This window comes from Azospirillum sp. OGB3, assembly GCF_014192915.1.
In the GTDB taxonomy this organism is placed as follows: Bacteria; Pseudomonadota; Alphaproteobacteria; order Azospirillales; family Azospirillaceae; genus Azospirillum.
On sequence record NZ_JACHYN010000006.1, the window covers coordinates 60,104 to 86,602 of the forward strand.

Here is a 26,499-nt window from a genome sequence, read left to right on the forward strand (position 1 = left end):
ATATCCTATGACCGATTCGCACACCACGCTCACCCTCCCCGGCCCGATCGTCCCGACGGGCTGGCTGGCCGAACGGCTGGGCCAGCCGGGCCTGCGCGTCCTCGACGCCTCCTGGTTCATGCCCGGCTCCGACCGTGATCCGAACGCCGAATTCCTGGAGCGGCACATCCCCGGCGCCGTGCGCATCGACATCGACGAGGTGGCGCAGCCGGACACCCACCCCCTGCCGCACATGGTGCCGGACGAGGCGACCTTCGCCGCCAAGGTCGGGGCGCTCGGCGTCGGCAACGGCGACGCGGTGGTCGTCTATGACAGCGCCGGCATGGCCACCGCCGCCGCCCGCGTCTGGTGGATGTTCCGCCTGTTCGGGCATGGCCGTGTCGCCGTTCTGGACGGCGGCCTGCCGAAATGGATCGCCGAAGGCCGGCCCCTGGAATCCGGGTCGCCCGACCCTGCCCCGGCGGATTTCGGGGCGACGCTGCGACCGGATTTGCTGCGCCGTGCCGACGATCTGCTCGCCAACATCGACTCGCGGGTGGACCAGGTGGTGGACGCCCGGGCCGCCAACCGCTACGAGGGCGCCGTCACCGAGCCGTGGCCGGGCCGCCGCAGCGGGCGCATCCCCGGAAGTTTCAACCTGCCCTTCAACGAGCTGATCGACGTGAACAGCAAGACCCTGCTGCCGCCCGAAACCATCGCGGAGCGGGCGAAGAGCGCCGGCCTCGATCTGGAGCGCCCCATCGTCGCCTCCTGCGGCAGCGGCGTGACCGCCTGCGTGCTGGCGCTCGGGCTGGCCGCCGCTGGCAAGGAGGACGTGGCCGTCTATGACGGGTCCTGGGCGGAATGGGGCCTGCGCTCCGATCTTCCGCTGGAAACCGGGCCGCGGGAAAGCGAACCGGTGAAGCGGTGAGGGAAGTGCTGAGCATCCGCCACTACGAGGCGGCGGACCGCGACGACGTGGTGGCGCTGTGGACCGCCTGCAACCTCGTCGTGCCGTGGAACGACCCGGTGGCAGACATTGCGCTCGCCGTGTCGAAGCCGAACGCCACGATCCTGATCGGCCGCGCGGACGACCGGACCGTGGCGTCCGTCATGGTCGGTCATGACGGGCACCGCGGCTGGTTCTACTATCTGGCGGTCGACCCCGCCTGCCGCGGGAGTGGCCATGGCCGGGCGATGGTCCGGGCGGCGGAGGGCTGGCTTGTCGAGTCCGGCATGCCCAAGGCGCAACTCATGGTGCGCACGACGAACCACGCCGTGGTGGCGTTCTATGAGCGGCTGGGCTATGCCACCGGTCCCGTTACCGTGATGCAGAAATGGCTGAAGACCGATTCTCCCTGACGCCGCCCTCCCGGACGTCCCTGCCGCAGTCCCGGATCGTGGCGCCAGTGCCGCCCGGCTGTCTGTCCGTCATCGTCACCTATCTGGAGATGACGGCCCCGCCGGCCCACGCGCCCCTGCCCCGTCCGGCGGGTGACGTGGCGGTGGTGCGGGCCAACCCGCCGACCGCCTCCTACTACCGCTATCTCTACGACACGGTCGGCGAGCCCTGGCTGTGGCACGAGCGGCGGCGCATGCCGATGCCGGAACTTGGGCGCGTCGTCACCGACCCGCGGGTCGAGATCTGGGTCCTCTACGTGAACGGCACGCCGGCCGGCTATGCCGAGATCGACCGGCGGGAGGAGGACACCGATCTGGCCTATTTTGGGCTGATCCCCGATTTCATCGGCCTGAAGCTAGGTCCCTGGCTGCTCGACACGGCAATCCGGCTGGCCTGGCAGGGCGGAACGAAGCGGCTTCTCGTCAACACCTGCACCTTCGACCACCCGAAGGCGCTGCCGCTCTACCAGTCGATGGGCTTCGTACCCATCCGGCACGTGACCCGCGAAATCCGCGATCCCCGCCTTCTCGGCTGGCTGCCGCGGACCTCGGCCCCGCACATTCCGATCAACGAGTGACGGGCCGCCCCGGCCCGCTCTCCGCCGTTCCGAACGCCAGGGCACCGACGCCATGATGAAGGGCATTCTGTTCGCGTTCCTGGCCTTTGCCTTCTTCGCCTGGGGCGATGCGCTGGTGAAGGCGATCGGGCATGGGCTGGACCCGTTCGAGGTCACCTTCTTCGCCTATATCCTGCCTTTGCTGCTCTCCCCGGTCTTCATGACCCGGGGCGACCGGCTCGGCGATCTTCTGCGCTGGAACCGGCCATGGCTGATGACGGTGCGGCTGGTCTTCGTGGCGGCCTCCACCCCGCTCAGCGTCATGTCGTTCCGAAGCCTTCCCTTCGCGGAAGCCTTCGCCATGATTTTCCTGATGCCCAGCCTGGTGACGCTGCTGTCGATCTTCGTGCTGAAGGAGCCGGTGCGCTGGCGCCGGAGGCTGGCGATCGGAGCGGCCTTCATCGGCGTGCTGATCGTCGCCCGCCCTGGCTTCCGCGAGCTGCTGCCCGGCCATTTCGCTGCGCTGGGCTGCGCCTTCAGCTCCGCCGTCGTGGTCATCACAGGGCGGATGATCGGGCATACGGAGAAGCGCTTCACCCTGATCGGGACGGTGTTCCTGTCGACCGCCGTGGCGTCCGGCCTGCTGATGATCCCCGGCTTCGAGTGGCCGACGCGGGAGCAGTGGATTCTGACGGTGGGCTTCGCCACCACGACCTTCGCCGCCCAGGCCCTGTTCACTCTGGCCGCCGCCTTCGCCCCGGCCGACCGGGTGGGGGCGGCCCAATACAGCCAGATCCTGTGGGCTCTGGCCATTGGGGCGATCTTCTTCGACGAGTGGCCGGACCTGCTCTCGCTGGTCGGCATCGTCATCGTTGTCGGCTCCGGGCTGTTCATCTTCGCCCGCGAGCATGCCCGGCATCCGGACCCGATGCCCGAACCGGTGCCCGGCGCGGGGCCGGAGGTCAGCTCAGAATCTCTCCCAGAGCCGCGACCAGAGCCCGGTTTTCGTCCTCCCGCCCCACCGTGATGCGCAGGCAGTCGGCCAGCCCATAGTCCTGGGTGGGCTTCACCAGGATGCCGCGGCGCGCCAGATGGTCCAGCACCGCCTGGACGCCGAGCGACGGGTCGGTCGGGATGCGCGCCAGGATGAAGTTGCAGACGCTGGGATAGACGCGCACGCCGAGTTGCTCCAGCTCGTGGCTCAGCCAGGGCAGCCACGCGCTGTTGTGGGCGAAGGTCGCCTCCTCATGCTCGGTGTCGCCGATGGCCGCCTCCGCCGCGGCCTGGGCGGCGATCCCGACGTTGAAGGGGCCGCGCGTCTGGTTGACCGCCTCGATCACCCCCGCCGGCCCGTAGGCCCAGCCGACGCGCAGCCCGGCAAGCCCGTGCAGCTTGGAGAAGGTGCGCACCATCAGCACGTTGTCGGAATTCTCGACGATTTCCGTCCCGTCGCTGTAATTGTCGCGGCGGCAATAGTCGGCGTAGGCCGAATCGAGCACCAGAAGCGTGTGCGACGGCAGGCCGGCGCGCAGCCGCAGGACCATTTCCGACGGGATATAGGTGCCCGTCGGGTTGTTCGGGTTGGCGAGGAAGCAGAGCTTCGTCTTCTCGTTCGCCCGGTCGATCATCGCCTCGACATCGACGACCAGATCGCGCTCCGCCGCGATGACCGGTGTCGCCCCGGCGGCGCGGATCGCTTTCATGAAGCCGCGGTAGCCGTGCTCGTGGCACAGCACCTCGTCCCCCGGCCCGGCGAAGGCCTGGGTGACGAGGTGGATCATCTCGTCGGAGCCGTTGGCGCAGGTGATGTGGCCGGCGTCCAGATCGTAGCGCCGGGCGATGGCGTGGCGCAGGCGATCCTGCGACCAGTCGGGATAGCGGTGGATTTGCGCCGCCATGTGGCGGTATGCGGTGAGCGCCTTTTTGCCGGGTCCCAGCGGATTGACCGTCAGCGACAGATCGACCCAGGCGGGGCCGTCCTCCGGCGGTCGGGCGGGACGGTAGGGCTTGATCTGGCCAATTCCGGGACGGGGACTCAGCAGCTCCATCAGGCAGGCTCCGTTGTGCACAGCGGCAAACAGCACGAACGGACTGCATTCAACCCGAAACCGGGGCAACCCGCCAGCGTTCCTTGCGGGTTGCGCTGGTTTACCGCGCCGGAACAAGCCGTTCCGGCGCGGTTGTCGGCATCAGTGGTTCAGGATCTGGCTGAGGAACAGCTTCGTCCGGTCCGACTGCGGGTGGTTGAAGAACTCGTTGGGCGTGTTCTGCTCGACGATCTCGCCGCGGTCCATGAAGATGACGCGGTCGGCGACCGACTTGGCGAAGCCCATCTCGTGGGTGACGCAGAGCATGGTCATGCCGTCCTCGGCCAGACCGATCATGACGTCCAGCACCTCCTTGACCATCTCCGGATCAAGGGCGGAGGTCGGCTCGTCGAACAGCATGACCTTCGGGCTCATGCACAGCGACCGCGCGATGGCGACGCGCTGCTGCTGGCCGCCGGAGAGCTGGCCGGGATACTTGTGCGCCTGCTCGGCGATGCGCACCCGCTTCAGGTAGCGCATCGCCATCTCCTCCGCCTCGGCCTTCGGCTTCTTGCGGACCCAGATGGGGGCGAGCGTGCAATTCTCCAGCACGGTCAGGTGCGGGAACAGGTTGAAGTGCTGGAACACCATGCCGACTTCGCGGCGGACCAGCTCGATGTTCTTCAGGTTGCCGGTCAGCTCGATGCCGTCAACGACGATGGAGCCCTTCTGGTGCTCCTCAAGCCGGTTCAGGCAGCGGATCATGGTCGACTTGCCGGAGCCCGACGGGCCGCAGATCACGATCCGCTCCCCCTTGGCGACCGACAGGTCGATGTTCTTCAGGACGTGGAACTCGCCGTACCACTTGTGCACGCCCCGGCACTGGATGATCGGCTCCCCCTGGGCGAAGGTGCGCGCGGCGCCGGCGGTTTGGGCCATGGTCATCTCTTTTCCCCTTCCCTCAGCGACGGTGACCGCGACGCAGGTCGCGTTCGAGTTTTTGGCTGTATTTGGACATCGAGTAGCAGAACACCCAATAGATCACGCCGATGAACAGGTAGGCCTCGCGGTAGAAGCCGCGCCAAGCCGGGTCGGACAGCGCCGCCTTGGCCGTGCCCAGCAGGTCGTAGAGGCCGATGATGATGACCAGCGACGTGTCCTTGAAGAAGCTGATGAAAGTGTTCACCAGCGGCGGGATGGAGATGGCGAGCGCCTGCGGCAGGATGATCTTGCCCATCGCCTGCCAGTAGTTCAGGCCGAGCGCATCCGCAGCCTCGTACTGCCCCTTGGGGATGGCCTGGAGACCGCCGCGGATCGCTTCCGCCATATAGGCGGCGGCGAACATGATGAAGGCGATCTGGGCGCGCAGCAGCTTGTCGAAATTCACGCCGGTCGGCAGGAACAGCGGGAACATCACCGACGCCATGAACAGCAGGCTGATCAGCGGCACGCCGCGGATCAGCTCGATGTAGGTCACCGAGATCACGCGGATCGCCGGAAGCTGCGAGCGCCGGCCGAGCGCCAGCAGGACCGACACCGGGAAGGCCACGGACAGGCCGACCACCGAGAGCATCAGCGTCAGCGGCAGGCCGCCCCACAGCGTGTTCTCGACATAGGTCAGGCCCAGAACGCCGCCCCACATCAGCACGCCCACCGCGGACAGGCCGGCGATCCACACCAGCGCCAGCCAGGGCTTCCAGAAGCGGCGGTCGCAGCTCGCCAGCACCAGCGCGATGATGATCACGATGGTGATCAGCGGCCGCCACTGCTCGTCGTACGGGAAGGTGCCGAACATGACGAAGCGCAGCTTCTCGCTGACGAAGGTCCAGCAGGCGCCGCCCTCCTGCCGGCACACCTGGGGCGGCGTGCCGAAGCTGTTGGCGCTGAAGATCAGCCAGTCGAGAAGCGGCGGGATCGCCTTGAACAGCAGCCAGGCGATCAGGATGGTCAGGAGCGCGTTGTACCAGGTGTTGAACAGGTTGTTGCGCAGCCACGCCACGGGGCCGACGGTGTTGGACGGCGGGCGCTCGTCGGGGATGCTTCCGGTGGGGACATTGCCGGTATGGACGTTGTCTGTCATGGCCGTCAGCGCTCCACCAGCGCGATGCGCTTGTTGTACCAGTTCATGAAGATCGAGATGCCCAGGCTGATCACCAGATAGGTGCCCATGATCATCGTCACGCCCTCGATCGCCTGACCGGTCTGGTTCAGCGTCGTGTTGGCGATCGACACCAGATCCGGGTAGCCGATGGCGAGCGCCAGGGAGCTGTTCTTGGTCAGGTTCAGATACTGGCTGGTCAGCGGCGGCACGATCACCCGCAGCGCCTGCGGCAGGACGACGAGCCGCAGCGTCTTGCCGCTGTCGATGCCGAGCGCCCTTGCGGCTTCCGTCTGGCCCCAGTTGACCGCCAGGATGCCGCTGCGCACCACCTCGGCGATGAAGGCCGCGGTGTAGACGACCAGACCGACCAGGATCGCGAAGAACTCCGGGGTGATGACCACGCCGCCGACGAAGTTGAAGCCCTGCAGCTTCGGAACGTCCAGCGCCGTCGGCGCGCCGCCGACGAGGTAGGCGACCAGCGGCAGGCCGATCAGCAGGCCGAGGCTCGCCGTTCCGATCGGGAAGGGCTGGCCCGTCCGCTCCTGCCGGGCCTTGGACCAGCGCCGCAGGAAGATCACGGCGATCACCCCGATGGCGAGCGCGAAGCCCATCGTGCCCCACACCGGGTCGGCGGAGGGCACCGGCACGAACAGGCCGCGCTGCGACAGGAACACGCCGGGAATCGGGTTCAGCGCCTGCCGCACCGGCGGCATGCTTTCCGAGACCAGCGCGTACCAGAAGAAGAGCTGGAGCAGCGGCGGGATGTTGCGGACGATCTCCACGTAGGTGGAGGCCAGCTTGGCGATCAGCCAATTGCTCGACAGGCGGGCGACGCCGATCAGCGTGCCCAGCACGGTCGCCAGCACGACGCCGATGATCGACACCTTCAGCGTGTTCAGCACGCCGACCAGGAAGGCCCGGCCATAGCTGTCCCGTGGATGATAGTCGATCAGGCTCTCACCGATGCCGAAGGAGGCCTCGCGGTCCAGGAATCCGAATCCCGTCGCGATGGACCGCTTCGACAGGTTGTCGAGCGTGTTATGAATAAGGAACCAGCCGACCGCGATGACGATGCCGACCACCAGAACCTGGTAGAACACGGCACGGACCGTCGGGTCGCTGAGGGAAAATGAAACACCGCCAGGCGCGCTTGGGCGCGCGGTGTCCCGGGTCTCGCTGGCCACGGTTCTCTCCCCTCACCAGCATGGCGTAAGGGCGTCGGCCGCCTCCCGAACGTCCGCCGCAACTTGCGCCACGTATATCGTCTCCCAAACGGGCCTGCGGCACCGGCATTGATTCTTGTCGCCCTGTGACCGCTCCGCCCGTCGTCAAAAAAGGAAGGACCGCGGGCCTCCCTGTGGTCCGCGGTCCCCCTTTCCGTCCTCAGCGGATCGGCATCGCGTACTGCAGACCGCCGTTGGTCCACAGCGCGTTCAGGCCGCGCTCCAGCTTCAGCGGGGTCTTCATGCCGACGTTGCGCTCAAAGATCTCACCATAGTTGCCCATGGTCTTGATGACGTTGTAGGCCCACTTCTCGTCCAGGCCCAGCGCCTTGCCCATGCCCGGCGAGGTGCCGAGGATGCGCTGGATCTCCGGGTTCTTGCTGTTCACGAACTCATCGACGTTCTTGGACGTGATGCCCATCTCTTCGGCCTGGATGGTGGCGTAGACGGTCCACTTCACCACATCGAACCACTGGTCGTCACCGTGACGGACGGCGGGGGCCAGCGGCTCTTTGGAGATGATCTCCGGGAGGATGATGTGGTCGTCCGGAACCGGGGCCACGCCGGCGCGGGTGCCGGCCAGACCGGAGGCGTCCGTCGTCAGCACGTCGCAGCGGCCGGCGAAGTAGGCGGCGTTCACCTCGTCGTTCGACTCGATGACGACCGGGTTGTAGGACATGTTGTTGGTGCGGAAATAGTCCGCCAGGTTCAGTTCGGTCGTGGTGCCGGCCTGGACGCAGACGGTGGCGCCGTTCAGCTCCTTGGCGCTCTTCACGCCGAGCTTCTTGTTCACCATGAAGCCCTGGCCGTCATAATAGGTGACCGGGGCGAAGTTCAGGCCGACCGAGGTGTCGCGGGTCAGCGTGACGGTGGTGTTGCGCGACAGCAGGTCGACCTCGCCCGACTGGATGGCGGGGAAACGCTGCTGGGCGGACAGCGGGGTGAACTTGACCTTGTTCGGGTCGTTGAACAGCGCAACCGCGACCGCGCGGCAGTAATCGACATCGAGACCGGTCCAGTTGCCCGAGCTGTCGGGGTTGCCGAAGCCCGGAAGGCCGGCGTTCACGCCGCACTGGACGAAGCCGCGGCCCTTGACGGCGTCCAGCGTCGGACCGGCCTGGGCGCCGGTCACGGCGCCGAACACCACGGCCGCGGCAGCAGCGGCGAGGATTCCCGATTTCATATTAAGCTCCACCCTGTTCTTGCGTTTTTACGCTTAGGTTCATGCATTGCGCGCCCCGCATGGCGGACACGCGCGTGTGACAAGAGTGCACCAACAGCAACCGGCTTGTCGAATCATCCTTAAGCCGTGCATTTGGCTTGGTTATCCCTTACAGAGGCTTGGGGAAAAGAAATCTTTGGCGGTCGGGTCCATCCTGGAAAGTCGGGATACGACCACCGTCACTGTTGTTGCGGGAAGACCCATGAAAGACGCACGAAAAGATACGGTCCTCGGACACGCCGGGCGCAGCCCGCGTGAGAATCACGGAATTGTGAATCCGCCGGTCTACCATTGTTCGACCGTGCTCTTCCCGACGCTGGAGGAGTTGGAGGCGAGCGACCGCGCCCCCTTCGACAGCATCAACTATGGACGCGTCGGGACTCCGACCACGCTGGCCTTTGAACAGGCGGTGGCGGAGCTTGAGGGCGCCTACCGCTCCGTCAACACCGGCTCGGGCCTGAACGCCATCGCGACGGCGCTTCTCGCCTTCACCAGGACCGGTGACCATGTGCTGATCACCGACAGTGCCTACGCCCCGACCCGCCGATTCGCCACCGACACGCTGATCCCCTACGGCGTGGAGGTCGAGTATTTCGACCCCACGATCGGCGCCGGCATCGCCGCCCTGCTCAAGCCGAACACCCGCGTCGTCTTCCTCGAATCTCCGGGCTCCCTGACCTTCGAGGTGCAGGACGTGCCGGCCATCGCCGCGGCGGCCAAGACGGTGGGCGCCACGGTGATGATCGACAACACCTGGGCCACCCCCCTCTTCTTCCAGCCGCTGCGGCACGGCGTGGACGTGTCGATCCACTCGGCCACCAAGTACATCGTCGGACACGCCGACGCGATGCTGGGCGTGATCTCCTGCGCCAACGAGGCGCAATGGCTGGCGGTGAAGAAGGCCGCCACGCGGACCGGCACCTGCGCCGGTCCGGACGACATCTATCTGGGCCTGCGCGGCCTGCGCACCCTATCCGTCCGCCTGAGGCAGCACGAGGCAAGCGCGCTCGCCCTGGCCGGCTGGCTGTCGAAGCAGCCCGAGGTCACCCGCATCCTGCATCCGGCCTTCCCCGATTGCCCCGGCCACGCGCTGTGGAAGCGCGACATCGGACGCTCTTCCGGCCTGTTCTCCATCGTCATGAACGCAGTGCCGAAGCCGGCCCTGTCGGCCATGCTGAATTCCCTGGAGCTGTTCGGGCTGGGGTACAGCTGGGGCGGATTCGAGAGCCTGATCCTGCCGGCACGCCCCGCCGCCGTTCGTACGGCGACCCGCTGGACCGATCCCGGAACCGTCCTGCGCCTGCACGCCGGGCTGGAGGACGTGGACGATCTCATCCGCGACCTCGATGGCGCCTTCGCCCGCCTGAGGACCGCCCTGTAACGGGCGGGTCCGGATACGCGGCACACACACGAGGATGGACACCATGACGGACGCCACCGCGTTCGAGCCCGCATCTGAGCCTGCAATCGAGGATGTGATCGCCGCCATCGCCTTCAACGCCGACGGGCTGGTCCCAGCCATCGCCCAGGCGGAAGGAACCGGCGAGATCCTGATGATGGCCTGGATGAACCGCGAGGCCGTGCTGGAAACGCTGCGCACGGGGCGCGTCTGCTACTGGTCGCGGTCCCGCAAGGGCTTGTGGCGCAAGGGCGAAACCTCCGGCCAGATGCAGCGGCTGAAGGACTTCCGCGTCGATTGCGACGGCGACACCCTGCTGTTGGTCGTGGAACAGGACGGCGTTGCCTGCCACACCGGACGGCGCAGTTGCTTTTACCGTGCGTTGCGTGACGGGAAACTCGCCATCATTCAGGACGTCGAAACCGATCCTTCGGTTCTCTACGGACACACGCACAAGTAAGACGCTAAACGTTCGCTGCAATGCGAAAAGTGTTTGATCTATGTCAACGTAGCCCGGGGCGGGAAGAGGTAGAAAGCTCTTGTCTCTAACCCTCCCTGTATTCGCCTATGCCGGGGGTTCCAATGGAACCCTCGGCTATTTTTTTGTCTCAAGTCAGAGCCCGATCGGTTGTGGCGGATCGATAAAATTATCGCAGATTGATGCAGATCAACGAAGCGGGTCTCTCGATCAGTTAAACAGTCCTTGTCTCTAACCCTCCCTGTATTCACTTAACCGGAGATCCATTGGATCTCCGGTTTTTTCTTTTGCCGGCAGCGTTGATTGGGATTGCGTTACGGACGGTGCCGCGTGCGGGTCCAGCGCATGACCGCTCCGATCACGGACAGCGGAACGACGATCACCGCCCCGATCAGGATGTATGGCAGCGCCCAATGGAACAGGTCGGCGGACAGCCGGGCGATGTCCTGGATCGTGTCCCAGCTGTTGGTCAGGATGCTGGCCGGATTGATGTCCAGAAAGGACAGAATCAGCCCGACCACGAAGCACAACAGAAGCGTTCTGACGATCCAACCCACCAAGACATCACCTCGTGCAGACGCCGAACGGCGCGGGATTGATCATGCGCCCCGTGAAACGTCACCGGCACGCCGACCGTTCCTTGCGGTAGATGGTGATGCCGATGGCGCGTGAGAACGCCTTGGCCCCACCCCAAACGGACGCTTTCGGGTTATCCCCAATTTCTGTGGATAACTTTGTGGATGAGACGGCAAGCCTGTTGGAGTGGCGACGTCTTGCCCCGATGCCCCCAAATTGAGCATGGCTATCGCGAGGCGAAGCCACTGGATGCATTGCACATCGCAGGGTCCGGAACGCCGCCGATGGTTCCCGAAACCCTTTGCCTACGACAAAAAGGATATGGGGATAACTGTGTTGAGCGTTTGGCAGGCGGCGGCTCGTCCGTGGAGGAATCCGCGGACAGTGCGCATTGGTCGGGGCCGTGCGGGTTTTCAAAGGAAGATGGCGACCCCAGCAGGATTCGAACCTGCGACCTATCGCTTAGAAGGCGATTGCTCTATCCAACTGAGCTATGGGGCCCCGGTTCGGATCAGAAGCGCGGACGGTCCATCCGGAAATTGTCGGCGTAGTTGCGCGGACGGACGCGGCGAACCGGCGCATCCTGAACCGTGTAGTCCCAACCCTTGCGCTGGGCGAAGGCGACCGCCTCCTCCGACGTCTCGAAACCGATGCGCACCTGGTTCAGCGTGTCGCCGGAGCTGATCCAGCCCATCAGGGGTTCCGGCCGGCGCGGGGTCTCGATCTCGTACTCCAGCAGCCAACGATGCGTCTTGGCACGCCCGGACTGAGTGGCCGCTTTGCTCGGCTGGTAGATCCGGACCTTCATGACGCGGCATCTCCTCTGATACGTGCGTGGTGCATCGTTCGAATTTCGTTGGTCGGGGCGCCCGGATTCGAACCGGGGGCCTCCAGTACCCAAAACTGGCGCGCTGACCAGACTGCGCTACGCCCCGACGTCGCGCAGTGGAATACACGAACCCCGCGCGGACGGCAAGACGCAGCCGCATCTATCCCGCAGGGTGGTGCTTCCGTATGATGCCGCCCTCTTTCGACCGCGTCGGCCACCCCTTCCGTGAACATCTCCTCCCTGCCCCCGCCCCGTCTCGCCGTCTTCGTGTCCAGGCTGGACGACACCCCGGCCGGACGCGCCGCCGTGAGCCTCGCCCACGCCCTGCAGCGGCGTGGGTACGGGCTCGACGTGGTGGCGCCGATGGGCGGCGGGCCGTTGCGGGCGGCGCTGCATCCCGGCATCGGCCAGATCGACCTCGCCAAGCGCCACACCAACACCTCTGTCCTCGCTCTCGCACGGATCCTCGCGGAGCGTCGGCCGAGCGGACTGGTCGGGGTGGGGAACGACGCGGGATTGGTTGCCCTGGCCGCCGTCCGGCTGGCGCGGCAGGGCACGCCCACAGCGGTGCTGGAGGATACACAGCGGTCCGACAGCCGGTTGCAGCGCGCCTTGGGGAGATGGCTGCACCCGCGCGCCAGCATGGTGTCCCCCCTCTTCATGGATCCCGGGGAGGCCGCTCCGCTTATTCTGGCCGCCTTCGGCTTGCGCGACCGGCTTCGTTAGCGGAGACGCGCGTTCATCCTCCGGTTCCGAAGGCCGAATGCACCACGCGGTCGCCCGGACGGATGCCCAAACGCGCGCTCATCCCGCCGTTGATCTCCAGGATGCCCTTCACCGGACCGGCCGAGTTCACCGCATCCAACGAGTGAGGCACGGCGTTGGCGTGGATGTTCACGATGCGGCCGTCCGCACCGATGAAGATCATATCGAGCGGGATCAGCGTGTTCTTCATCCAGAAGCTGGCCGGCTGCGGGCGGCTGTAGGTGAACAGCATGCCCGCGTCGGCGGCCATCTTTTCACGGAACATCAGCCCCTGGGCCTGCTGCGCCGGAGTCTCGGCCAGTTCGACGTCAAAACGGTACTTGCCGCCGACGGCGGTCTCGATGGTCAGGGTGGAGCGCGCAAAGCTCTCCAGCGCCGTCGCCGGCAGGGCCGACAGCAGAATCGCGGCCCCCAACAGAAGCCCACCCAAGAGGCCATGCACAGCCCGTCCGATCATCGCGATCAACCCATCCCTTGACGTTCAAAGCCTGGACGATGCCGCCGCGGCGCGCGCCTGTCCAGCGGCGTCACGCCGCCGTCCGATCGGTGGCGGTTGTGTAGATGTCTTTGGTCAATGGCTTGACCAGTTTGATCTGGTAGCCGGGGCGGGCACTGAAGCGGCGGATGGTCCGCTCCCCGGCTTCCCGGTCGCTCTCGGCCCAGACGAGATAGTCACGCCCGCGCGCCCACTCGATGGCCAGCGGGTGCAACGCGTCGATTTCGCCAATCTGGCTGTTGACGACGGTCACCAGCCATTCCTTGTCGTTCGGATTCCGCCGCTCGGTCAGGATCAAAAGCTGTGGCCTCTGCTTCGTCTGCGCCTCGGACAGGCGTCGCTGGATCTCCGACTGCCTGCGGCGCGCCTCGACCGTGTCGGCCATGCACTCGTCGATCTCCTTGGCAAGGTTCTCCTCTTCGCGCTGGAGCCTGCGGATGGTCGCTTCCAGCTTGCCGATGCTGTCCTTGGCGGCGCGCATCCGGCTGCGGCTCAGCGCCATTTGGGCATCCACCGCCAGCAGTACGTTGCCCAGCCAAGCCCCGATGGCGATGATCCCCAGGATGATGAGGAAGTTGATCATCATGACGCGGGCACCTTGATCCGGCCGGGGTTGGGGCGGCCCTGCGTCTTCTGGAAGGTCTTGGTGAATCCCATCTTGAACGGGAACGCCACCTCGACGAGTTGCTTGGCCTCCTCCGCGTTGGATGCCCAGACCTCTGCGACGTTGACGCAGCGCCAGATTGGGTTGACCTGGGACTTGTCGCCGCCGGACGACGCCTTCTCCTGGGCGACGTTCATCAGGAACTTCGACAGGCCGGCCTGCGGATCGCCCACCTCGTGCACGAACACGGGCGGCTGGAGGGCGATATCCGCGATCGCCCGTTCCATCTTGCGGTTTTCGGTTTCCGCGCGGTGCTTCTCGGCGGACACTTGGTTGCGCCGTTGCACCTTGCCGTTCACCCGGTCCTGAAGCTCGTGGATCTCCGAATGCAGGACGTAGATGCGGTTCTCAAGCTGGCCGATGCCCGCCGATCGATGAAGGAACTCGGGCAGGAAGCGCTTCAGCATCATGGCGACGGGTACGGCGGCCAGCATCATTGCGGCGATGGTCAGCAGGAGCAAGGTGGTGTTGGACATTGGCGGCCTGCCCTTTTCCCTCTCCGGCTCCCGGCATGGCGTGAATCATCGGATCGGCCAGCGGGCAGCGCGAGTCGCGCGAATAAAGCTGTCCGATTCGTTCCAATACGTCAACTGCGTGACATATGTGAATGAAAAGCTTTCCAAAGATTATCCAGTACGGACCATCTTCGCAATTGCCGCAGCGGCAACGCGACGCACCTCGTCGCGCAGCGGCCCTGGGCGGGGCGCGTCGGCAAGGGTGGTGAACCAGTGTTCCGGCGGGTTGCGTCCGGCGGCCCGCGACCAAGACAGCGCCCGCAACACGCCCTCCGCCTGCGGCGTCGGCGGCACCGCCGGGTCGATGCCGTTCAGCACCGCCCAGATTCCCGCCCAGCAGCGCCCGACAGACCAGGGATTGTAGCCCCCGCCCCCGACCACCATCAGGCGCGGCGCCAGCCCCGTCAGCGCCGCCACCGCCCGCCACAACGCCCCATTCGACAGCTCCAGCCGGCTCAGCGGATCTTCGGCGAGCGCGTCGGCTCCGGTCTGGATGACCAGCGCCTCGGGGCGGAACGCCCGCCCCAGCGGCAGGATCACCGTCTCCAGAAGATGGTCCATCTCCGTGTCGTTGAAGGCCGGAGGGACCGGCAGATTGAAAGCCAGCGCGCCGGGCCGATCCTCCACCTTGCCGGTGAAGGGCCAGCGCCCATCCTCATGGACCGACAGGGTCAGCACCCGGTCGTCGTCGGCGAAGGCGTCCTCCACCCCGTCGCCGTGGTGGGCGTCGAGGTCCACGTAGAGCACGCGTTCGATTCCGGCGTCGAGCAGGGCCAGGATGCCCAGCACCGGGGCGTTGAGGTAGCAGAAGCCGCTGGCCCGCCCCGGACGGGCATGATGGGTGCCGCTGGCCGGGCTGTAGACGATGCCGGCGGGCACCTCCGCCAACAGGCGTCCGGCCAGGATGGCGGCACCGGTGCTGATGGCGGGGCGGCGGTACATTTCCGGGAAGATCGGATTTTCCAGCCGGCCGAGGTTGTAGCGCTCCCCTGTCGCGCCGTCCACGCGCTGGTCCGCCTCCGCGCGGTGGAGGGCGGCGACGTAGTCCGGGGCATGGAAGCGGACCAGTTCCTCGGGCGTTGCGAGCGGGCTGTCGCGGTAGGCCTCGTCGGGCAGCCACCCCATGGCGCGGCTGAGGTCGATGGCGGTGGACACCCGCGGGATGGCCAGCGGGTGCTTCGCGCCGTAGCTGGAGCCCCGGTAGATCTCGCTGCCCAGGAAGAGCGGGCGGGCGGGAAATTCGGTCGGAAATTCGGTTGGCATGGGGTGGAGAGGTGGAGCGGCGACGCCCATCCGTCAACGCCTTGTGCACAAGGCCCCTTGTCGTGGCCGCGCGGCGATCTCTTTTCTTGAGGGGTATGGGCGAAAACATCCGCGGGGGAGGCACGGCATGGACGGTGCGTGGCGTCTGGCGGGGGTGGCCGTTGCGATTCTTGCAGCCAGCGGAACGGGTGCGCCGGCCCTGGCCGATACGCCGGTTGATCTGGAACTGGTGCTGGCCGTGGACGTGTCCGGCAGCGTGGACGCCGAGGAAGGCCGCCTCCAACGGGAAGGCTACGTTGCCGCCCTCACCGACCCGAAGATCCAGGCGGCGATCCGCGGGGGCCCCTATGGACGCATCGCCGTCACCTACATCGAATGGGCCGGCGACAGCTTCCAGCGCATCACCGTACCCTGGACCCTGCTGAGCGATCACGGCAGCGTCGAGGCCTTCGCCTCCTCTCTCGCCGAGTCGCCCACGCTGAGCGCGCAGTGGACCTCGATCAGCGCGGCCATCGACTTCAGCGCCCGCCTGTTCAACGACAACGAATTCGAAGGCACGCGGCGGGTGATCGACGTGTCGGGGGACGGGGTCAACAACCGCGGCCGCCCGGTGCAATGGGCGCGCGACGAGGCGGTGGCTGCGGGGATCACCATCAACGGCCTGCCGATCCTCAACGACCGGCCCAACCCCTGGGGCGGAGCCGCGCCGACGAATCTCGACGGATATTACGAGGAGCATGTGATCGGCGGCCCCGGTGCCTTCCTGGTGCCCGCCGTCAGCTTTGAGGCCTTCGCCGACGCCATCCTGAGCAAGCTTCTTCTAGAAATCTCCGGCCTTCCTCCGGACCCCGGCGCCGGCGCCGGCGCGCCAACCGGCCTTGCCAGCCGTTAGCCGGATCGTTGCCAGATTGGCTCAACAAACATTACCTATGGAGGGCCGGTCACCCGGTTCGAAACCTGCGAGCGAGACCATGCCGATCAAGACGATCCTGCTGCACATGTCGAACGACGACCGCCACACCCAGCGGCTTGAGGCGGCCGCCATCCTCGCCAAGCGCTTTTCCGCCTTTGTCGAGGTTCTGTTCGTCGCCACGCCGGTGTCCATGCCCGCCGCCGTGACCGGCCGCGCCGCGTCCTACGCCTACATCGCGGAGGCCACGGCCATCGCCCATGAAAAGGCCGAGCAGATTGAGCAGGAGGTCCGGCAGACGCTGAAGGACTGCTCCTACTCCTGGGCGATCGAGGAGGGCGACCATGTGGAGCTGCTGGCCGCCCGCGCCGTCTACGCCGACCTTGCCGTGGTGACTCAGAGCCATGACGACGAGCGCGGCGACCGGGTGGCGCTCCAGGTGCCGGATCGGCTGCCGCTGACCAGCCCCTGCCCCACCCTGGTCCTGCCCCATGCCGCGCCGTCCGCCTCGGGGATCGGGCGCCACGCGGTGGTCGCCTGGAAGAACACGCGGGAGTCCGGGCGCGCCGTTCGAAACGCCCTGCCGTTCCTGAAGGAGGCGGAGAAGGTCACGGTGGTCACCGTCGACCCGCCGGGCCATCGGCTGGACAGCGGACGCGATCTGATGATCTGGCTGGAGCGCCATGGCGTGCGCAGCCAGCATCAGGCGATCATCTTCCAGGGCGGCGACGTGGGCGACGTTTTGATCAGCGCCTGCCGCGAGCTGGCCGGCGATCTGCTGGTGATGGGGTCCTACGGCCATTCCCGCCTGCGGGAGATGGTCCTCGGCGGCGCCACCCGAACGGTTCTGGCGAAGCTGGAAGTGCCTGTTCTGATGTCCCATTGACGGGGAAGCGCCGGGCGGTAACGGGCCGCCCGGCGGACCGGACCTGGAGCTAGAGGAAGAACACCCAGGTCACCAGGACAAACAGCGGCACGAGAATGCCGCAGGACCACAGCATGTAGCCGAAGAAGCTCGGCATCGCCACGCCGCGCTCCTCCGCGATGGCCTTGACCATGAAGTTCGGCGCGTTGCCGATGTAGGTGTTGGCGCCCATGAACACCGCGCCCGCCGAAATGGCCGCCAGCGTCACCGCCAGATCGCCCATCAGCACCTGCGCGTCGCCGCCCGCGGTGTTGAAGAAGATCAGGTAAGTCGGCGCGTTGTCGAGGAAGCTCGACAGGACGCCCGCCGCCCAGAAATAGGCCGCGGGGACCGGTTGACCGTCCTGGTTCACTGCCGCGATGATGGCCCCCAGCGCACCGTCCGTGCCGGCCCGCAGGATCGCGATGGCCGGGATGATGGTCAGGAAGATCGCGGCGAACAGCTTCGCCACCTCCAGGATCGGCCCCCAGGTGAAGGCGTTCAGGCGGCGGCTCCGCGCGCTGGTCAGCACCAGCGACAGGCCGGTGATGCCGAGAAGCAGCAGGTTGCTGACGATGGTCTCCAGCGGCACCTGGATGTGGTAGATCTCCACCCCTACCCCCGGATGCCAGACACCGCTCAGCAGCACCGCGCCGACGATGGCGACGAGCAGGAGCAGGTTCACCGCCCCCTCGATCCGCACCGGCTCACGCTCATGCACGCCCTCGATCAGCGGGTGCTTGCCCGGGTCCTTGGTGTGCAGGTAGAGGTCGACCACGAAATAGATCGCCAGCAGGCAGCCGGCCACCAGCACCATCGGCCAGAACAGATGCACCGTCGGCCAGAAGAAGCTGACCCCCTTCAGGAAGCCCAGGAACAGCGGCGGATCGCCCAGCGGCGTCAGGGAACCGCCGACGTTCGACACCAGGAAGATGAAGAAGACGACGGTGTGCACCTTGTGCCGCCGGTGCTCGTTGGCGCGGATGAGCGGGCGGATCAGCAGCATCGAGGCGCCGGTGGTCCCCATCAGGCTCGCCAGAAGCGTACCCAGCCCAAGGCCCAGCGTGTTCGCCAGCGGAGTCCCGACCAGCGTTCCGCAGATCCGCACGCCGCCCGCCACCGTGAACAGGGCGGTCAGCAGCACGATGAAGGGAATGTATTCGAGAAGCAGCGTGTGCAGCAGTTCGTAGGTGGCGAGCCCCGCACCGAAGGTCAGCGCGAAAGGCAGCAGGAAGGCGATGGCCCAACCCGCGGCGACCTTGCCGAAATGATGATGCCAGAAGGATGGCGCCAACAGCGGCATCAGCGCGATGGACAGCAGAATCCCGACGAAGGGAATCACCCAGAAGACGCTCAGGTCACGCCCATCGAGATGAGGGGCGCCCGCCGCCTCCGCCGCCAGGACCAACCCGGGCAGTCCGGCGGTGGCGAGTCCCGCCAGGGCGGCCAGGGAACGGGTGAGATGTCGGTTCGGTCGGGCGTCGGTCATCATACGCATTCGGCTGTAATATCAGTTGCGTGAGTATGCGTCCCACAATGGCTTAAGCCAAGCCGGAACGGCCCTGCCAAACCCCTTTGCGGCCGTGCGTGGACAGCGGGGCTACAGGCAGGGTTTGATTTCCAAAGGGCTTGGCACCGGCCCGCCGATCCAATCGTGAAGGGGGCGACAGGCCCCGCCCGCGCACAGTTCGTGGTCCGGCGTGAAGGACGAGGCGGCCAGGACCAGCCGCTCCAGCGGCGGCACCGCCGGTGCCCAGACCCACCAGCCAGCGGCCAAGCGGGCGTCCTGTGCCGGCTCCATCCCGGCGCCGGCGCCCTTCACGCGGGCTTCGGTCAGACGAAGACGCCCGCCCTCGATCCGCCACTCCTCCCGCCATTCGGTTTTCTCCACCGAATGGGTCCAGGTCAGGGTGAAGACGGGACCCGGCAGGGCGGCCAGAACCGCCCCGCCGAGCGCCGACAGGCACAAGGCCACGCTCATGCCGCCGCCATCATGCCGCCACCATCATGCCGGGGCGCTGGACCGCCCCAGGCGGCGCAGGCGATGGCGCTGCCACAGCAGGAAGGCCGCCGTCATGACGAATCCGGCTTCGTCCGTCACCGGCAGCGACACAACGAACAGGAAGGCCGCCGCCGCCGCGAACACCCGCTCCGCCCAGTTCATCGGCGTCCAGAAATAGCCGATGGTCGCCGCGCCCCATAGGCCGATGGAAATCAGCGCCTTGAACAGGACGTAAGCCACGGCCAGCGGGTCGTCGGTCTGGAGCATCAGCGCCGGGTCGTACACCGCCATGAAGGGCACGACGTAGCCCGCCATGGCGACGCGCGTGGCGATCCAGCCGATCTCCATGTGCCCGGCCCGGCAAATGGACGAAGCCGCCAGCGCCGCCAGCGCCACCGGCGGCGTCAGGTCGGCCATGATGCCGAAGTAGAAGACGAACATGTGCGAAACGATCAGCGGCACACCCATCTGCAGCAGGGCCGGCGCCGCGATGGCCGCGGTGATGATGTAGTTCGCCGTGGTCGGCAGGCCGGTGCCCAGGACGATGCAGGCCAGCATGGTCAGCAGCAGCGCGATCAGCAGATTGCCGCCCGACAGATCCATGATGGTGGAGGCGAAGCTGGAGGCGAGGCCAGTCAGGGTCAGGATGCCGATCAGCACGCCCACCAGCGCGCAGGCCACGCCCACCCCCACGGCGTTCTTGGCGCCGTCGGCGAGGCTTTGCACCAGCAGCGCCAAAGTCTCCCGCCCGCCTTTCAGCGCCAGACAGGGCAGGACCAGCAGTCCGACGATGGCGAAGGCCAGATGCTCCGTCCGCAGCCCCATCCGCCACAGCGCCGCGGCGATCAGGCCGAGGACGACCCAGAAGCCGACGCGCAGGACGGTCGGGCCGATGAAGCCGACGATCCGCGTGCCGAGGATCAGCGCGACGGTCAGGGCGATGCCGATCACCCCCGCGAACAGCGGCGTGAAGCCGGAGAACAGCAGATAGACCAGCGCCGCCAGCGGCAAGATCAGGTACCAGCTTTCCTTCAGCGCGCGGAGGACGCTGGGGCACTGGTCCTTCGGCAGACCGACGAGGTTGTGCTTGCCGGCCTCCAGGTGGACCATCCAGAAGGCGCTGCCGAAATAGAGGATGGCCGGGATGGCGGCGGCAATGGCGATGTCGCTGAAGGGAACGCCGATGGTCTCCGCCATGATGAAGGCGGCCGCCCCCATGACCGGCGGCATGATCTGCCCGCCCATGCTGGCCGTCGCCTCCACCGCTCCGGCGAAGGCCGGGCGATAGCCGAAGCGCATCATCAGCGGGATGGTGAACTGGCCGGTGGTCAGCACGTTCGCCACGCCTGAGCCGTTGATCGTCCCCATGAAGCCGGAGGAGATGACCGCCACCTTCGCCGGCCCGCCCTTGGCATGGCCGACGAGGCCGAGCGACACGTCGTTGAACAGCTTGATCATGCCGGCGCGCTCCAGGAAGGCGCCGAACAGGATGAACAGGAAGATGAAGGTCGCCGACACGAAGGTCGGCGTGCCGTAGATGCCCTCGGTCGACAGGTACAGGTTGTCGATGACCTGATCGATGTCGTAGCCGCGGTGGGCCAGCCCGAAGGGCAGATGCCGCCCGAACAGCGCGTAGGGGATGAAGACGCCGCACATGATCGGCAGCGCCCACCCCATGATGCGCCGCGCCGCCTCGAACACCAGCGCGATGGTCAGCGCGCCGACGATCAGGTCCGTGGTGTTCGGATCGCCCGCCCGCTGGATGAGATCGACCTCGAAGACGTAATGGTAGAGGCCCAGTGCGAACGCGCCCAGGCCGAGCAGCCAGTCGTACCAGGGCACGCTGCGCCGTTCCGCCTCCTGCCGGAAGCCGAACAGCGTGAAGGTCATCAGCAGCAGGAAGCCGACATGGACCGACCGGACGACCATGCTCGACAGCGGGTTGAAGGCCGCCGTCCAGATCTGGAACAGGGAGAAGGCGACGGCGATGGCGAAGACGGCCTTGCCCGCCACGCCTTCGAAGGCCATGACCGTGGAGGGGTTCTCACGGTCGATGGCCTGGCGGATTTTGTTGTCCGCCTCTTGGGACGATGCGCTCATCGCACGGGGGGTCCGGGACGACGCGGCGGGCTTACATCAGGCCCTTTTCCTTGTAGAACTTTTCCGCCCCCGGATGCAGCGGCACCGGCGACTGGATGGTCGTGGCGTCCAGCTTGATCTGCTTGGCGGCGGCGTGAGCCGCGCCCATCGCGTCGAGGTTCTCGAACATCGCCTTGGTCATCGCATAGACCGCGTCGTCCGACACGCCGGCGTGCGTGACCAGCAGGTTGCGCACCGCCGCGGTCGGCACCGGCTCGCCCTGGCCGCTGTAGCTGTTGGCCGGGATGGTTTCCGCGATGTAGGCGGGATCGCCGACCTTCTGGATCACGTCGGCCGGGATCGAGACGATGGTGATGTCCTGCGAGGTCGCCAGATCCTTGATCGCCGCCACGCCGAGTCCCGCGGAGATCAGCGTCGCGTCGAGCTGCCGGTTCTTGATCAGGTCCACCGATTCGGCGAAGGGCAGATACTCGGTCTTGGCGAAGTCCTTGTAGCCCAGCCCGGCGGCGGCGAAGATCGCGCGGGCGTTCAGTTCCGTCCCCGACTTCGGCGCGCCGACCGACACGCGCTTGCCCTTCAGGTCGGCCAGCGTCTTCACGCCGGAATCCTTGCTGGCGACGATCTGGATGTAGTTGGGATAGATGGCGGCGACGGTGCGCAGCTTGGTCAGTTTGGTCTTGAAACCGGCCTCCTCGTCGCCCTTCCAGGCGCCGCTCAGCGAGTCGCCGAGCGAGAAGGCGATCTCGCCGCGCTCCGACTGGAGGAGGTTCAGGTTCTCCACCGAGGCCTTGGTCGCCTGGACCGTGACCTTCGCCCCCGGGATGGCCTTGCCATAGATGCCGGACAGCGCCACGCCCAGCGGGTAGTAGACGCCGCTGGTGCCGCCGGTCAGGACGGTGACGAACTGCTCGGCCTGGGCCGGCAGCGCGGTGAGCATGCAGACGCCAACCGCGGCCAGGAAACGCTTCATACTTCTGCCCTCCCAAAAGGCTGTCCGTTGCGGATCGTTCGTAAGACGCTTTGGTTTGCGTCGGATTGTTGGCTATCCTAACTTGTGGGCGGTGGGTCCGCCAGTCCGTAGGAACCGATAGACGCGCGGCGCTTCGGCACAAGCATTCTCCCTTCGGAGGAGGCCGAACGGCGTCTTGACCGGACAGGACGACGCCCCCCTATCCTTGTTCCGGTTGGTCCTGCACCACACTTTATCCCGCAGATTCGGAAGAGCCGTCGAAGGAAGCGTCGCGAAGGTCGGGGCAACAGAACGTCACCAAACAATGGGAGGACAGCGGATGCCGTGTACCGTTTCCATGACCGTCAACGGAAAGGCGGTCTCGCGCGAGGTGGAGGAGCGGACCCTGCTGGTCACCTTCCTTCGTGACCAGCTCGGCCTGACCGGCACCCATGTCGGCTGCGACACCAGCCAGTGCGGCGCCTGCGTCGTCCACATCGACGGGCGGTCGGTGAAGTCCTGCACCATGCTGGCGGCCCAGGCCGACGGCGCCGCGGTCACCACCATCGAGGGGCTGGCGGCGGCGGACGGCACGCTGCACCCGATGCAGGCGGCCTTCCGCGAGCATCATGGCCTGCAATGCGGCTTCTGCACGCCCGGCATGGTGATGAGCGCCGTCGATCTAGTGACCGCCAACCCCTCCCCCAGCGAGCACGACGTCCGCGAAGGGCTGGAGGGCAACATCTGTCGCTGCACCGGCTACCACAACATCGTCAAGGCGGTGATGGCCGGGGCCGAGGCGATGCAAGGCGGCACGATGAAGGCCGCCGCCGAATAACGGGCGGAAGCAAGGCTCACATGGGAGGAACACGAAGATGGCGAACCCCACCGGCATCGGCGCTTCCGTGCGCCGGCGCGAGGACGCGCGCTTCCTGACCGGGCGCGGCACCTACACCGACGACATCAACCGGCCCGGCCAGACCCACGCGGTCTTCGTCCGGTCCCCCTACGCCCACGCCCGCATCACCGGGATCGACGCGGCCGAGGCCATGCGGGCCCCCGGCGTGATCGCAGTGCTGACCGGCGCCGACATGGAGACCGACAAGGTCGGCAGCCTGCCCTGCGGCTGGCTGATCCACTCCAAGGACGGTTCCCCGATGAAGGAGCCGCCGCACTTCCCGATCGCCCGCGACCGCGCCCGCTACGTCGGCGACGCCGTCGCCGTGGTGATCGCCGAGACGCGCGAGCAGGCGAAGGACGCCGCCGAGCTGGTGATGGTCGATTACGAGGAGCTGCCGGCGGCGGTGACCTCGCTGAAGGCGCTGGAAGGCGGCGCGCCGCTGGTGCACGACGACGTCGGCGGCAACCTCTGCTTCGACTGGCATCTCGGCGACGCGGCGGCGGTGGACGCGGCCTTCGCGCAGGCGGCGCATGTCGCCAAGCTCGATCTGGTCAACCAGCGGCTCGTCCCCAACGCGATGGAGCCGCGGGCGGCGCTCGGCGAGTACGACCGGGCGACCGGCGAGCACACGCTGACCACCACCAGCCAGAATCCGCACGTCATCCGCCTGCTGATGGGCGCCTTCGTGCTGGGCATCCCGGAGCACAAGCTGCGCGTCGTCGCCCCCGATGTCGGCGGCGGCTTCGGCTCCAAGATCTTCCATTACGGGGAGGAGGCCGTCGTCACCTGGGCGGCGAAGAAGGTCGGGCGCCCGGTGAAGTGGACCGCCGAACGCTCCGAGAGCTTCCTGACCGACGCCCACGGCCGCGACCATGTCAGCCACGCCGAGCTGGCGATGGACAAGGACGGCAATTTCCTGGCGCTGCGCGTCGCGACCATCGCCAACATGGGCGCCTATCTGTCGACCTTCGCGCCGTCGATCCCGACCTACCTCTACGCGACGCTGCTGGCCGGCCAGTATAAGACCCCGGCGATCTACGCCGAGGTGAAGGCGGTCTTCACCAACACCGTGCCGGTGGACGCCTACCGCGGCGCCGGCCGTCCGGAGGCCTGCTACCTGATCGAGCGGCTGGTCGAGGTCGCCGCCGCCGAGACGGGGATCGACAAGGCGGAGCTGCGCCGCCGCAACTTCGTGCCGGCCAGCGCCATGCCCTACCAGACCCCGGTGGCGCTGCAGTACGACACCGGCGACTTCGCCAAGAATCTCGACATCGCCCTGCCGCTGGTCGATTACGACGGTTTCGCGGCGCGCAAGGCCGAATCCGCCCGGCGCGGCAAGCTGCGCGGCATCGGCTTCGCCACCTACATCGAGGCCTGCGGCATTGCCCCCAGCAACGTCGCGGGCGCGCTCGGCGCGCGGGCCGGGCTGTACGAATCTGCGGAGGTGCGCTTCCACCCCACCGGCTCGGTGACGGTCTTCACCGGCTCCCACAGCCATGGACAGGGGCACGAGACGACCTTCGCGCAGCTTGTCTCCGAACGCTTCGGCGTGCCCATCGAGAATGTGGAGATCGTCCACGGCGACACCAGCAAGATCCCCTTCGGCATGGGCACCTACGGCTCGCGCTCCCTGGCGGTCGGCGGGTCGGCCATCGTCAAGGCGATGGACAAGGTGGAGCGCAAGGCCAAGAAGATCGCCGCCCACATGCTGGAGGCCGCCGAGGCCGACATCGAAGTGAAGGACGGGCGCTTCGTCGTGGCGGGCACCGACAAGGCGCTGACCATCGGCGACATCGCCCTGCAGGCTTACGTCCCGCACAACTTCCCGCTCGACGAGCTGGAGCCGGGGCTGGACGAGCAGGCCTTCTACGATCCGAAGAACTTCACCTACCCCAACGGCTGCCACGTCTGCGAGGTGGAGATCGACCCCGACACCGGCGTGGTTCAGGTGGTCAGCTTCGCCGCGGTGGACGATTTCGGGCGGGTCATCAACCCGCTGATCGTCGAGGGGCAGGTGCATGGCGGGCTGGTCCAGGGCATCGGGCAGGCGCTCTACGAGAACTGCGTCTACGACGAGGAGTCCGGGCAGCTCATCACCGGCTCCTACATGGACTACTGCATGCCGCGGGCGGACGATGTGCCGTCCTTCACGGTGCGCTACCACGAGGACCAGCCCTGCACGCACAACCCGCTGGGCGTGAAGGGCTGCGGCGAGGCCGGGACCATCGGCGCGTCGGCCGCCGTGATGAACGCGGTGGTGCACGCGCTGTCCGAGTACGGCGTCACCCATCTCGACATGCCGGCGACCCCCGAGCGGGTCTGGCAGGCGATCCGGCGCCACACCCCCGCCCAGGCGGCCGAGTAAGAGGGAGGAGACATCATGTACGCCTTCACCTATCACCGCCCCAAGAGCGTCGCCGACGCCGTCGCCCTGCTCGGCCAGTTCGAGGACCCGAAGCTGCTGGGCGGAGGGCAGACGCTCCTGCCGACGCTCAAGCAGCGCCTCGCCCGGCCGAGCGACCTGATCGACCTCGGCCAGATTCCCGAGCTTCAGGGCATCCGGGAGGAGGCCGGCGGTCTGACCGTCGGCGCCTTCACCCGCCACGCCGAGGTCGCCCATTCCGAGACGGTGCAGCGCGTCATCCCGGCGCTGGCCAGCCTCGCCGAAGGCATCGGCGACCGGCAGGTGCGCAACATGGGCACGCTCGGCGGGTCGATCTGCAACGCCGATCCCTCCGCCGACTACCCCGCCGCGGTCGTCGCGCTGAAGGCCACGGTGCGGACCGACCGGCGGGAAATCGCGGGCGACGACTTCTTCACCGGCATGTTTGAGACGGCGCTGGAGCCCGGCGAGATCGTCACCGCCGTGCATTTCCGGACGCCCGACAAGGCCGCCTACGCCAAGTTCCGCAACCCGGCCAGCCGCTACGCCATCGTCGGCGTCTTCGTGGCCGTGTTCGGGAGCGAGGTGCGGGTCACGGTGACCGGCGCCGGCCCGTCGGTCTTCCGGGCGGACGACATGGAGGCGGCGCTGGCCCAGGACTTCCGCGCCGACGCCCTGAACGGTGCGTCGGTGTCGGCGGACGGGCTGAACGCCGACATCCACGCCAGCGCCGACTACCGCGCCCATCTGGTGCGGGTGATGGCCCGGCGCGCGGTCGAGGCGTGTGGGTAAGGACAAGCACCTTCAAAATCCCCTCTCCCCTCTGGGGAGAGGGCTACCGCAGCACCCTGCAAG

27 protein-coding genes and 2 tRNA genes are annotated in these 26,499 nt (G+C 67.1%); 12 read left to right on the plus strand and 17 right to left on the minus strand.

Annotation, left to right across the window (positions count from 1 at the left end; all coding sequences use genetic code 11):
- Positions 1-7: 7 nt before the first annotated feature.
- The 4 genes from sseA to FHW79_RS14360 are packed head-to-tail and all read left to right on the plus strand — an operon-like array spanning position 8 to position 2,964.
- On the plus strand, positions 8-910 hold the full coding sequence (gene sseA / locus FHW79_RS14345) for a 3-mercaptopyruvate sulfurtransferase (RefSeq protein WP_183179571.1): 903 nt from the start codon (positions 8-10) through the stop codon (positions 908-910).
- 5 nt (positions 911-915) lie between these two features.
- On the plus strand, positions 916-1,341 hold the full coding sequence (locus FHW79_RS14350) for a GNAT family acetyltransferase (protein ID WP_348984157.1): 426 nt from the start codon (positions 916-918) through the stop codon (positions 1,339-1,341).
- Positions 1,317-1,958, plus strand: coding sequence for a GNAT family N-acetyltransferase (locus FHW79_RS14355; protein ID WP_183179573.1), 642 nt, complete (start codon positions 1,317-1,319; stop codon positions 1,956-1,958). The genes FHW79_RS14350 and FHW79_RS14355 overlap by 25 nt, the downstream gene beginning before the upstream one ends.
- Positions 1,959-2,010: 52 nt before the next feature.
- Positions 2,011-2,964, plus strand: coding sequence for an EamA family transporter (locus tag FHW79_RS14360; RefSeq protein ID WP_183179574.1), 954 nt, complete (start codon positions 2,011-2,013; stop codon positions 2,962-2,964).
- Here the strand turns inward: FHW79_RS14360 and FHW79_RS14365 are convergent.
- From FHW79_RS14365 to FHW79_RS14385, 5 genes are all read right to left on the minus strand, one after another.
- The gene (locus FHW79_RS14365) at positions 2,900-3,985 is read right to left on the minus strand and encodes a histidinol-phosphate transaminase (RefSeq protein WP_183179575.1); all 1,086 of its coding nucleotides are present in this window, start codon (positions 3,983-3,985) and stop codon (positions 2,900-2,902) included. The two genes, FHW79_RS14360 and FHW79_RS14365, sit on opposite strands and share 65 nt — an antisense overlap.
- A gap of 141 nt (positions 3,986-4,126) precedes the next feature.
- The gene (locus FHW79_RS14370; RefSeq protein WP_211108281.1) at positions 4,127-4,903 is read right to left on the minus strand and encodes an amino acid ABC transporter ATP-binding protein; all 777 of its coding nucleotides are present in this window, start codon (positions 4,901-4,903) and stop codon (positions 4,127-4,129) included.
- Positions 4,904-4,925: 22 nt separating this feature from the next.
- A complete protein-coding gene (locus FHW79_RS14375) occupies positions 4,926-6,044 on the minus strand; it encodes an amino acid ABC transporter permease (RefSeq protein WP_183179576.1) in 1,119 nt (372 codons plus the stop codon).
- Between the two features lie 5 nt (positions 6,045-6,049).
- Positions 6,050-7,249 carry an amino acid ABC transporter permease gene (locus FHW79_RS14380; protein WP_183179577.1) on the minus strand — a complete coding sequence of 400 codons (1,200 nt, stop codon included), beginning with the start codon at positions 7,247-7,249 and terminating at the stop codon, positions 6,050-6,052.
- A 199-nt stretch (positions 7,250-7,448) separates the two neighbouring features.
- Positions 7,449-8,471, minus strand: coding sequence for an amino acid ABC transporter substrate-binding protein (locus FHW79_RS14385; RefSeq protein ID WP_183179578.1), 1,023 nt, complete (start codon positions 8,469-8,471; stop codon positions 7,449-7,451).
- 241 nt (positions 8,472-8,712) lie between these two features.
- Here FHW79_RS14385 and metC point away from each other — a divergent pair, with 241 nt between their 5' ends.
- Both metC and hisI read left to right on the plus strand, forming a co-directional pair.
- Complete coding sequence (gene metC, locus FHW79_RS14390; protein ID WP_183179579.1) at positions 8,713-9,891, plus strand: cystathionine beta-lyase; 1,179 nt, start codon at positions 8,713-8,715, stop codon at positions 9,889-9,891.
- Positions 9,892-9,934: 43 nt separating this feature from the next.
- The gene (gene hisI / locus FHW79_RS14395) at positions 9,935-10,369 is read left to right on the plus strand and encodes a phosphoribosyl-AMP cyclohydrolase (RefSeq protein ID WP_183179580.1); all 435 of its coding nucleotides are present in this window, start codon (positions 9,935-9,937) and stop codon (positions 10,367-10,369) included.
- A gap of 332 nt (positions 10,370-10,701) precedes the next feature.
- On the opposite strand, the gene FHW79_RS14400 is transcribed toward hisI, so the two are convergent.
- The 4 genes from FHW79_RS14400 to FHW79_RS14415 all read right to left on the minus strand — a co-directional run bounded on the left by FHW79_RS14400 (position 10,702) and on the right by FHW79_RS14415 (position 11,898).
- The gene (locus tag FHW79_RS14400) at positions 10,702-10,944 is read right to left on the minus strand and encodes a DUF6460 domain-containing protein (protein WP_348984159.1); all 243 of its coding nucleotides are present in this window, start codon (positions 10,942-10,944) and stop codon (positions 10,702-10,704) included.
- A 443-nt stretch (positions 10,945-11,387) separates the two neighbouring features.
- Positions 11,388-11,464 (minus strand) — tRNA-Arg (locus FHW79_RS14405).
- 10 nt (positions 11,465-11,474) lie between these two features.
- The gene (locus tag FHW79_RS14410; protein ID WP_014240426.1) at positions 11,475-11,771 is read right to left on the minus strand and encodes an ETC complex I subunit; all 297 of its coding nucleotides are present in this window, start codon (positions 11,769-11,771) and stop codon (positions 11,475-11,477) included.
- Positions 11,772-11,820: 49 nt separating this feature from the next.
- Positions 11,821-11,898 (minus strand) — tRNA-Pro (locus FHW79_RS14415).
- A 119-nt stretch (positions 11,899-12,017) separates the two neighbouring features.
- Here FHW79_RS14415 and FHW79_RS14420 point away from each other — a divergent pair.
- Positions 12,018-12,518: a hypothetical protein gene (locus FHW79_RS14420; RefSeq protein WP_183179582.1), complete on the plus strand. Its 501-nt coding sequence runs from the start codon at positions 12,018-12,020 to the stop codon at positions 12,516-12,518.
- A 13-nt stretch (positions 12,519-12,531) separates the two neighbouring features.
- Here the strand turns inward: FHW79_RS14420 and FHW79_RS14425 are convergent, their stop codons facing one another.
- The 4 genes from FHW79_RS14425 to FHW79_RS14440 all read right to left on the minus strand — a co-directional run bounded on the left by FHW79_RS14425 (position 12,532) and on the right by FHW79_RS14440 (position 15,495).
- Positions 12,532-13,014, minus strand: a complete 483-nt coding sequence (locus tag FHW79_RS14425; protein WP_183179583.1) for a DUF192 domain-containing protein — start codon at positions 13,012-13,014, stop codon at positions 12,532-12,534.
- A 70-nt stretch (positions 13,015-13,084) separates the two neighbouring features.
- Positions 13,085-13,639, minus strand: coding sequence for a hypothetical protein (locus tag FHW79_RS14430; RefSeq protein WP_183179584.1), 555 nt, complete (start codon positions 13,637-13,639; stop codon positions 13,085-13,087).
- Positions 13,636-14,193: a hypothetical protein gene (locus FHW79_RS14435; protein WP_183179585.1), complete on the minus strand. Its 558-nt coding sequence runs from the start codon at positions 14,191-14,193 to the stop codon at positions 13,636-13,638. The genes FHW79_RS14430 and FHW79_RS14435 overlap by 4 nt, the downstream gene beginning before the upstream one ends.
- Before the next feature lie 150 nt (positions 14,194-14,343).
- Positions 14,344-15,495, minus strand: a complete 1,152-nt coding sequence (locus FHW79_RS14440) for an acetoin utilization protein AcuC (protein ID WP_183179586.1) — start codon at positions 15,493-15,495, stop codon at positions 14,344-14,346.
- A 127-nt stretch (positions 15,496-15,622) separates the two neighbouring features.
- On the opposite strand from FHW79_RS14440, the gene FHW79_RS14445 reads away from it, so the two are divergent.
- Positions 15,623-16,387 (plus strand): DUF1194 domain-containing protein, encoded by a 765-nt coding sequence (locus tag FHW79_RS14445; protein WP_183179587.1) that lies wholly within the window; start codon positions 15,623-15,625, stop codon positions 16,385-16,387.
- A 79-nt stretch (positions 16,388-16,466) separates the two neighbouring features.
- Positions 16,467-17,291: a universal stress protein gene (locus tag FHW79_RS14450; protein WP_183179588.1), complete on the plus strand. Its 825-nt coding sequence runs from the start codon at positions 16,467-16,469 to the stop codon at positions 17,289-17,291.
- Between the two features lie 49 nt (positions 17,292-17,340).
- Here FHW79_RS14450 and FHW79_RS14455 read toward each other — a convergent pair whose 3' ends face one another.
- From FHW79_RS14455 to FHW79_RS14470, 4 genes are all read right to left on the minus strand, one after another.
- Positions 17,341-18,798 carry a sodium:proton antiporter gene (locus tag FHW79_RS14455; protein WP_183179589.1) on the minus strand — a complete coding sequence of 486 codons (1,458 nt, stop codon included), beginning with the start codon at positions 18,796-18,798 and terminating at the stop codon, positions 17,341-17,343.
- 111 nt (positions 18,799-18,909) lie between these two features.
- Positions 18,910-19,290: a DUF1850 domain-containing protein gene (locus FHW79_RS14460; RefSeq protein ID WP_183179590.1), complete on the minus strand. Its 381-nt coding sequence runs from the start codon at positions 19,288-19,290 to the stop codon at positions 18,910-18,912.
- A gap of 24 nt (positions 19,291-19,314) precedes the next feature.
- Complete coding sequence (locus tag FHW79_RS14465; RefSeq protein ID WP_183179591.1) at positions 19,315-21,411, minus strand: TRAP transporter permease; 2,097 nt, start codon at positions 21,409-21,411, stop codon at positions 19,315-19,317.
- Positions 21,412-21,442: 31 nt separating this feature from the next.
- The gene (locus FHW79_RS14470; protein ID WP_183179592.1) at positions 21,443-22,381 is read right to left on the minus strand and encodes a TAXI family TRAP transporter solute-binding subunit; all 939 of its coding nucleotides are present in this window, start codon (positions 22,379-22,381) and stop codon (positions 21,443-21,445) included.
- A 319-nt stretch (positions 22,382-22,700) separates the two neighbouring features.
- Here FHW79_RS14470 and FHW79_RS14475 point away from each other — a divergent pair, with 319 nt between their 5' ends.
- Genes FHW79_RS14475 through FHW79_RS14485 form a run of 3 tightly spaced genes read left to right on the plus strand, consistent with a single transcriptional unit; the run spans position 22,701 to position 26,436 of the window.
- Entirely contained in the window at positions 22,701-23,198 is a 498-nt protein-coding gene (locus tag FHW79_RS14475) for a (2Fe-2S)-binding protein (protein ID WP_041811053.1), read from the plus strand.
- A gap of 37 nt (positions 23,199-23,235) precedes the next feature.
- Positions 23,236-25,626: a xanthine dehydrogenase family protein molybdopterin-binding subunit gene (locus tag FHW79_RS14480; protein WP_183179593.1), complete on the plus strand. Its 2,391-nt coding sequence runs from the start codon at positions 23,236-23,238 to the stop codon at positions 25,624-25,626.
- Between the two features lie 15 nt (positions 25,627-25,641).
- Positions 25,642-26,436: a xanthine dehydrogenase family protein subunit M gene (locus FHW79_RS14485; protein ID WP_183179594.1), complete on the plus strand. Its 795-nt coding sequence runs from the start codon at positions 25,642-25,644 to the stop codon at positions 26,434-26,436.
- Positions 26,437-26,499: the final 63 nt, after the last annotated feature.

Bases quoted from the DNA above. Each gene is read 5' to 3' on its own strand.
- FHW79_RS14470 (WP_183179592.1), bottom strand. From the start codon at position 22,381: ATGAAGCGTTTCCTGGCCGCGGTTGGCGTCTGCATGCTCACCGCGCTG.
- FHW79_RS14375 (WP_183179576.1), bottom strand. From the start codon at position 6,044: ATGACAGACAACGTCCATACCGGCAATGTCCCCACCGGAAGCATCCCC.
- FHW79_RS14460 (WP_183179590.1), bottom strand. From the start codon at position 19,290: ATGAGCGTGGCCTTGTGCCTGTCGGCGCTCGGCGGGGCGGTTCTGGCC.
- FHW79_RS14445 (WP_183179587.1), top strand. From the start codon at position 15,623: ATGGACGGTGCGTGGCGTCTGGCGGGGGTGGCCGTTGCGATTCTTGCA.
- FHW79_RS14385 (WP_183179578.1), bottom strand. From the start codon at position 8,471: ATGAAATCGGGAATCCTCGCCGCTGCTGCCGCGGCCGTGGTGTTCGGC.
- FHW79_RS14355 (WP_183179573.1), top strand. From the start codon at position 1,317: ATGGCTGAAGACCGATTCTCCCTGACGCCGCCCTCCCGGACGTCCCTG.
- FHW79_RS14410 (WP_014240426.1), bottom strand. From the start codon at position 11,771: ATGAAGGTCCGGATCTACCAGCCGAGCAAAGCGGCCACTCAGTCCGGG.
- FHW79_RS14370 (WP_211108281.1), bottom strand. From the start codon at position 4,903: ATGGCCCAAACCGCCGGCGCCGCGCGCACCTTCGCCCAGGGGGAGCCG.
- FHW79_RS14440 (WP_183179586.1), bottom strand. From the start codon at position 15,495: ATGCCAACCGAATTTCCGACCGAATTTCCCGCCCGCCCGCTCTTCCTG.
- FHW79_RS14465 (WP_183179591.1), bottom strand. From the start codon at position 21,411: ATGAGCGCATCGTCCCAAGAGGCGGACAACAAAATCCGCCAGGCCATC.
- metC (WP_183179579.1), top strand. From the start codon at position 8,713: ATGAAAGACGCACGAAAAGATACGGTCCTCGGACACGCCGGGCGCAGC.
- FHW79_RS14360 (WP_183179574.1), top strand. From the start codon at position 2,011: ATGATGAAGGGCATTCTGTTCGCGTTCCTGGCCTTTGCCTTCTTCGCC.
- hisI (WP_183179580.1), top strand. From the start codon at position 9,935: ATGACGGACGCCACCGCGTTCGAGCCCGCATCTGAGCCTGCAATCGAG.
- FHW79_RS14480 (WP_183179593.1), top strand. From the start codon at position 23,236: ATGGCGAACCCCACCGGCATCGGCGCTTCCGTGCGCCGGCGCGAGGAC.
- FHW79_RS14435 (WP_183179585.1), bottom strand. From the start codon at position 14,193: ATGTCCAACACCACCTTGCTCCTGCTGACCATCGCCGCAATGATGCTG.
- FHW79_RS14450 (WP_183179588.1), top strand. From the start codon at position 16,467: ATGCCGATCAAGACGATCCTGCTGCACATGTCGAACGACGACCGCCAC.
- FHW79_RS14430 (WP_183179584.1), bottom strand. From the start codon at position 13,639: ATGATGATCAACTTCCTCATCATCCTGGGGATCATCGCCATCGGGGCT.
- sseA (WP_183179571.1), top strand. From the start codon at position 8: ATGACCGATTCGCACACCACGCTCACCCTCCCCGGCCCGATCGTCCCG.
- FHW79_RS14455 (WP_183179589.1), bottom strand. From the start codon at position 18,798: ATGACCGACGCCCGACCGAACCGACATCTCACCCGTTCCCTGGCCGCC.
- FHW79_RS14365 (WP_183179575.1), bottom strand. From the start codon at position 3,985: ATGGAGCTGCTGAGTCCCCGTCCCGGAATTGGCCAGATCAAGCCCTAC.
- FHW79_RS14485 (WP_183179594.1), top strand. From the start codon at position 25,642: ATGTACGCCTTCACCTATCACCGCCCCAAGAGCGTCGCCGACGCCGTC.
- FHW79_RS14425 (WP_183179583.1), bottom strand. From the start codon at position 13,014: ATGATCGGACGGGCTGTGCATGGCCTCTTGGGTGGGCTTCTGTTGGGG.
- FHW79_RS14475 (WP_041811053.1), top strand. From the start codon at position 22,701: ATGCCGTGTACCGTTTCCATGACCGTCAACGGAAAGGCGGTCTCGCGC.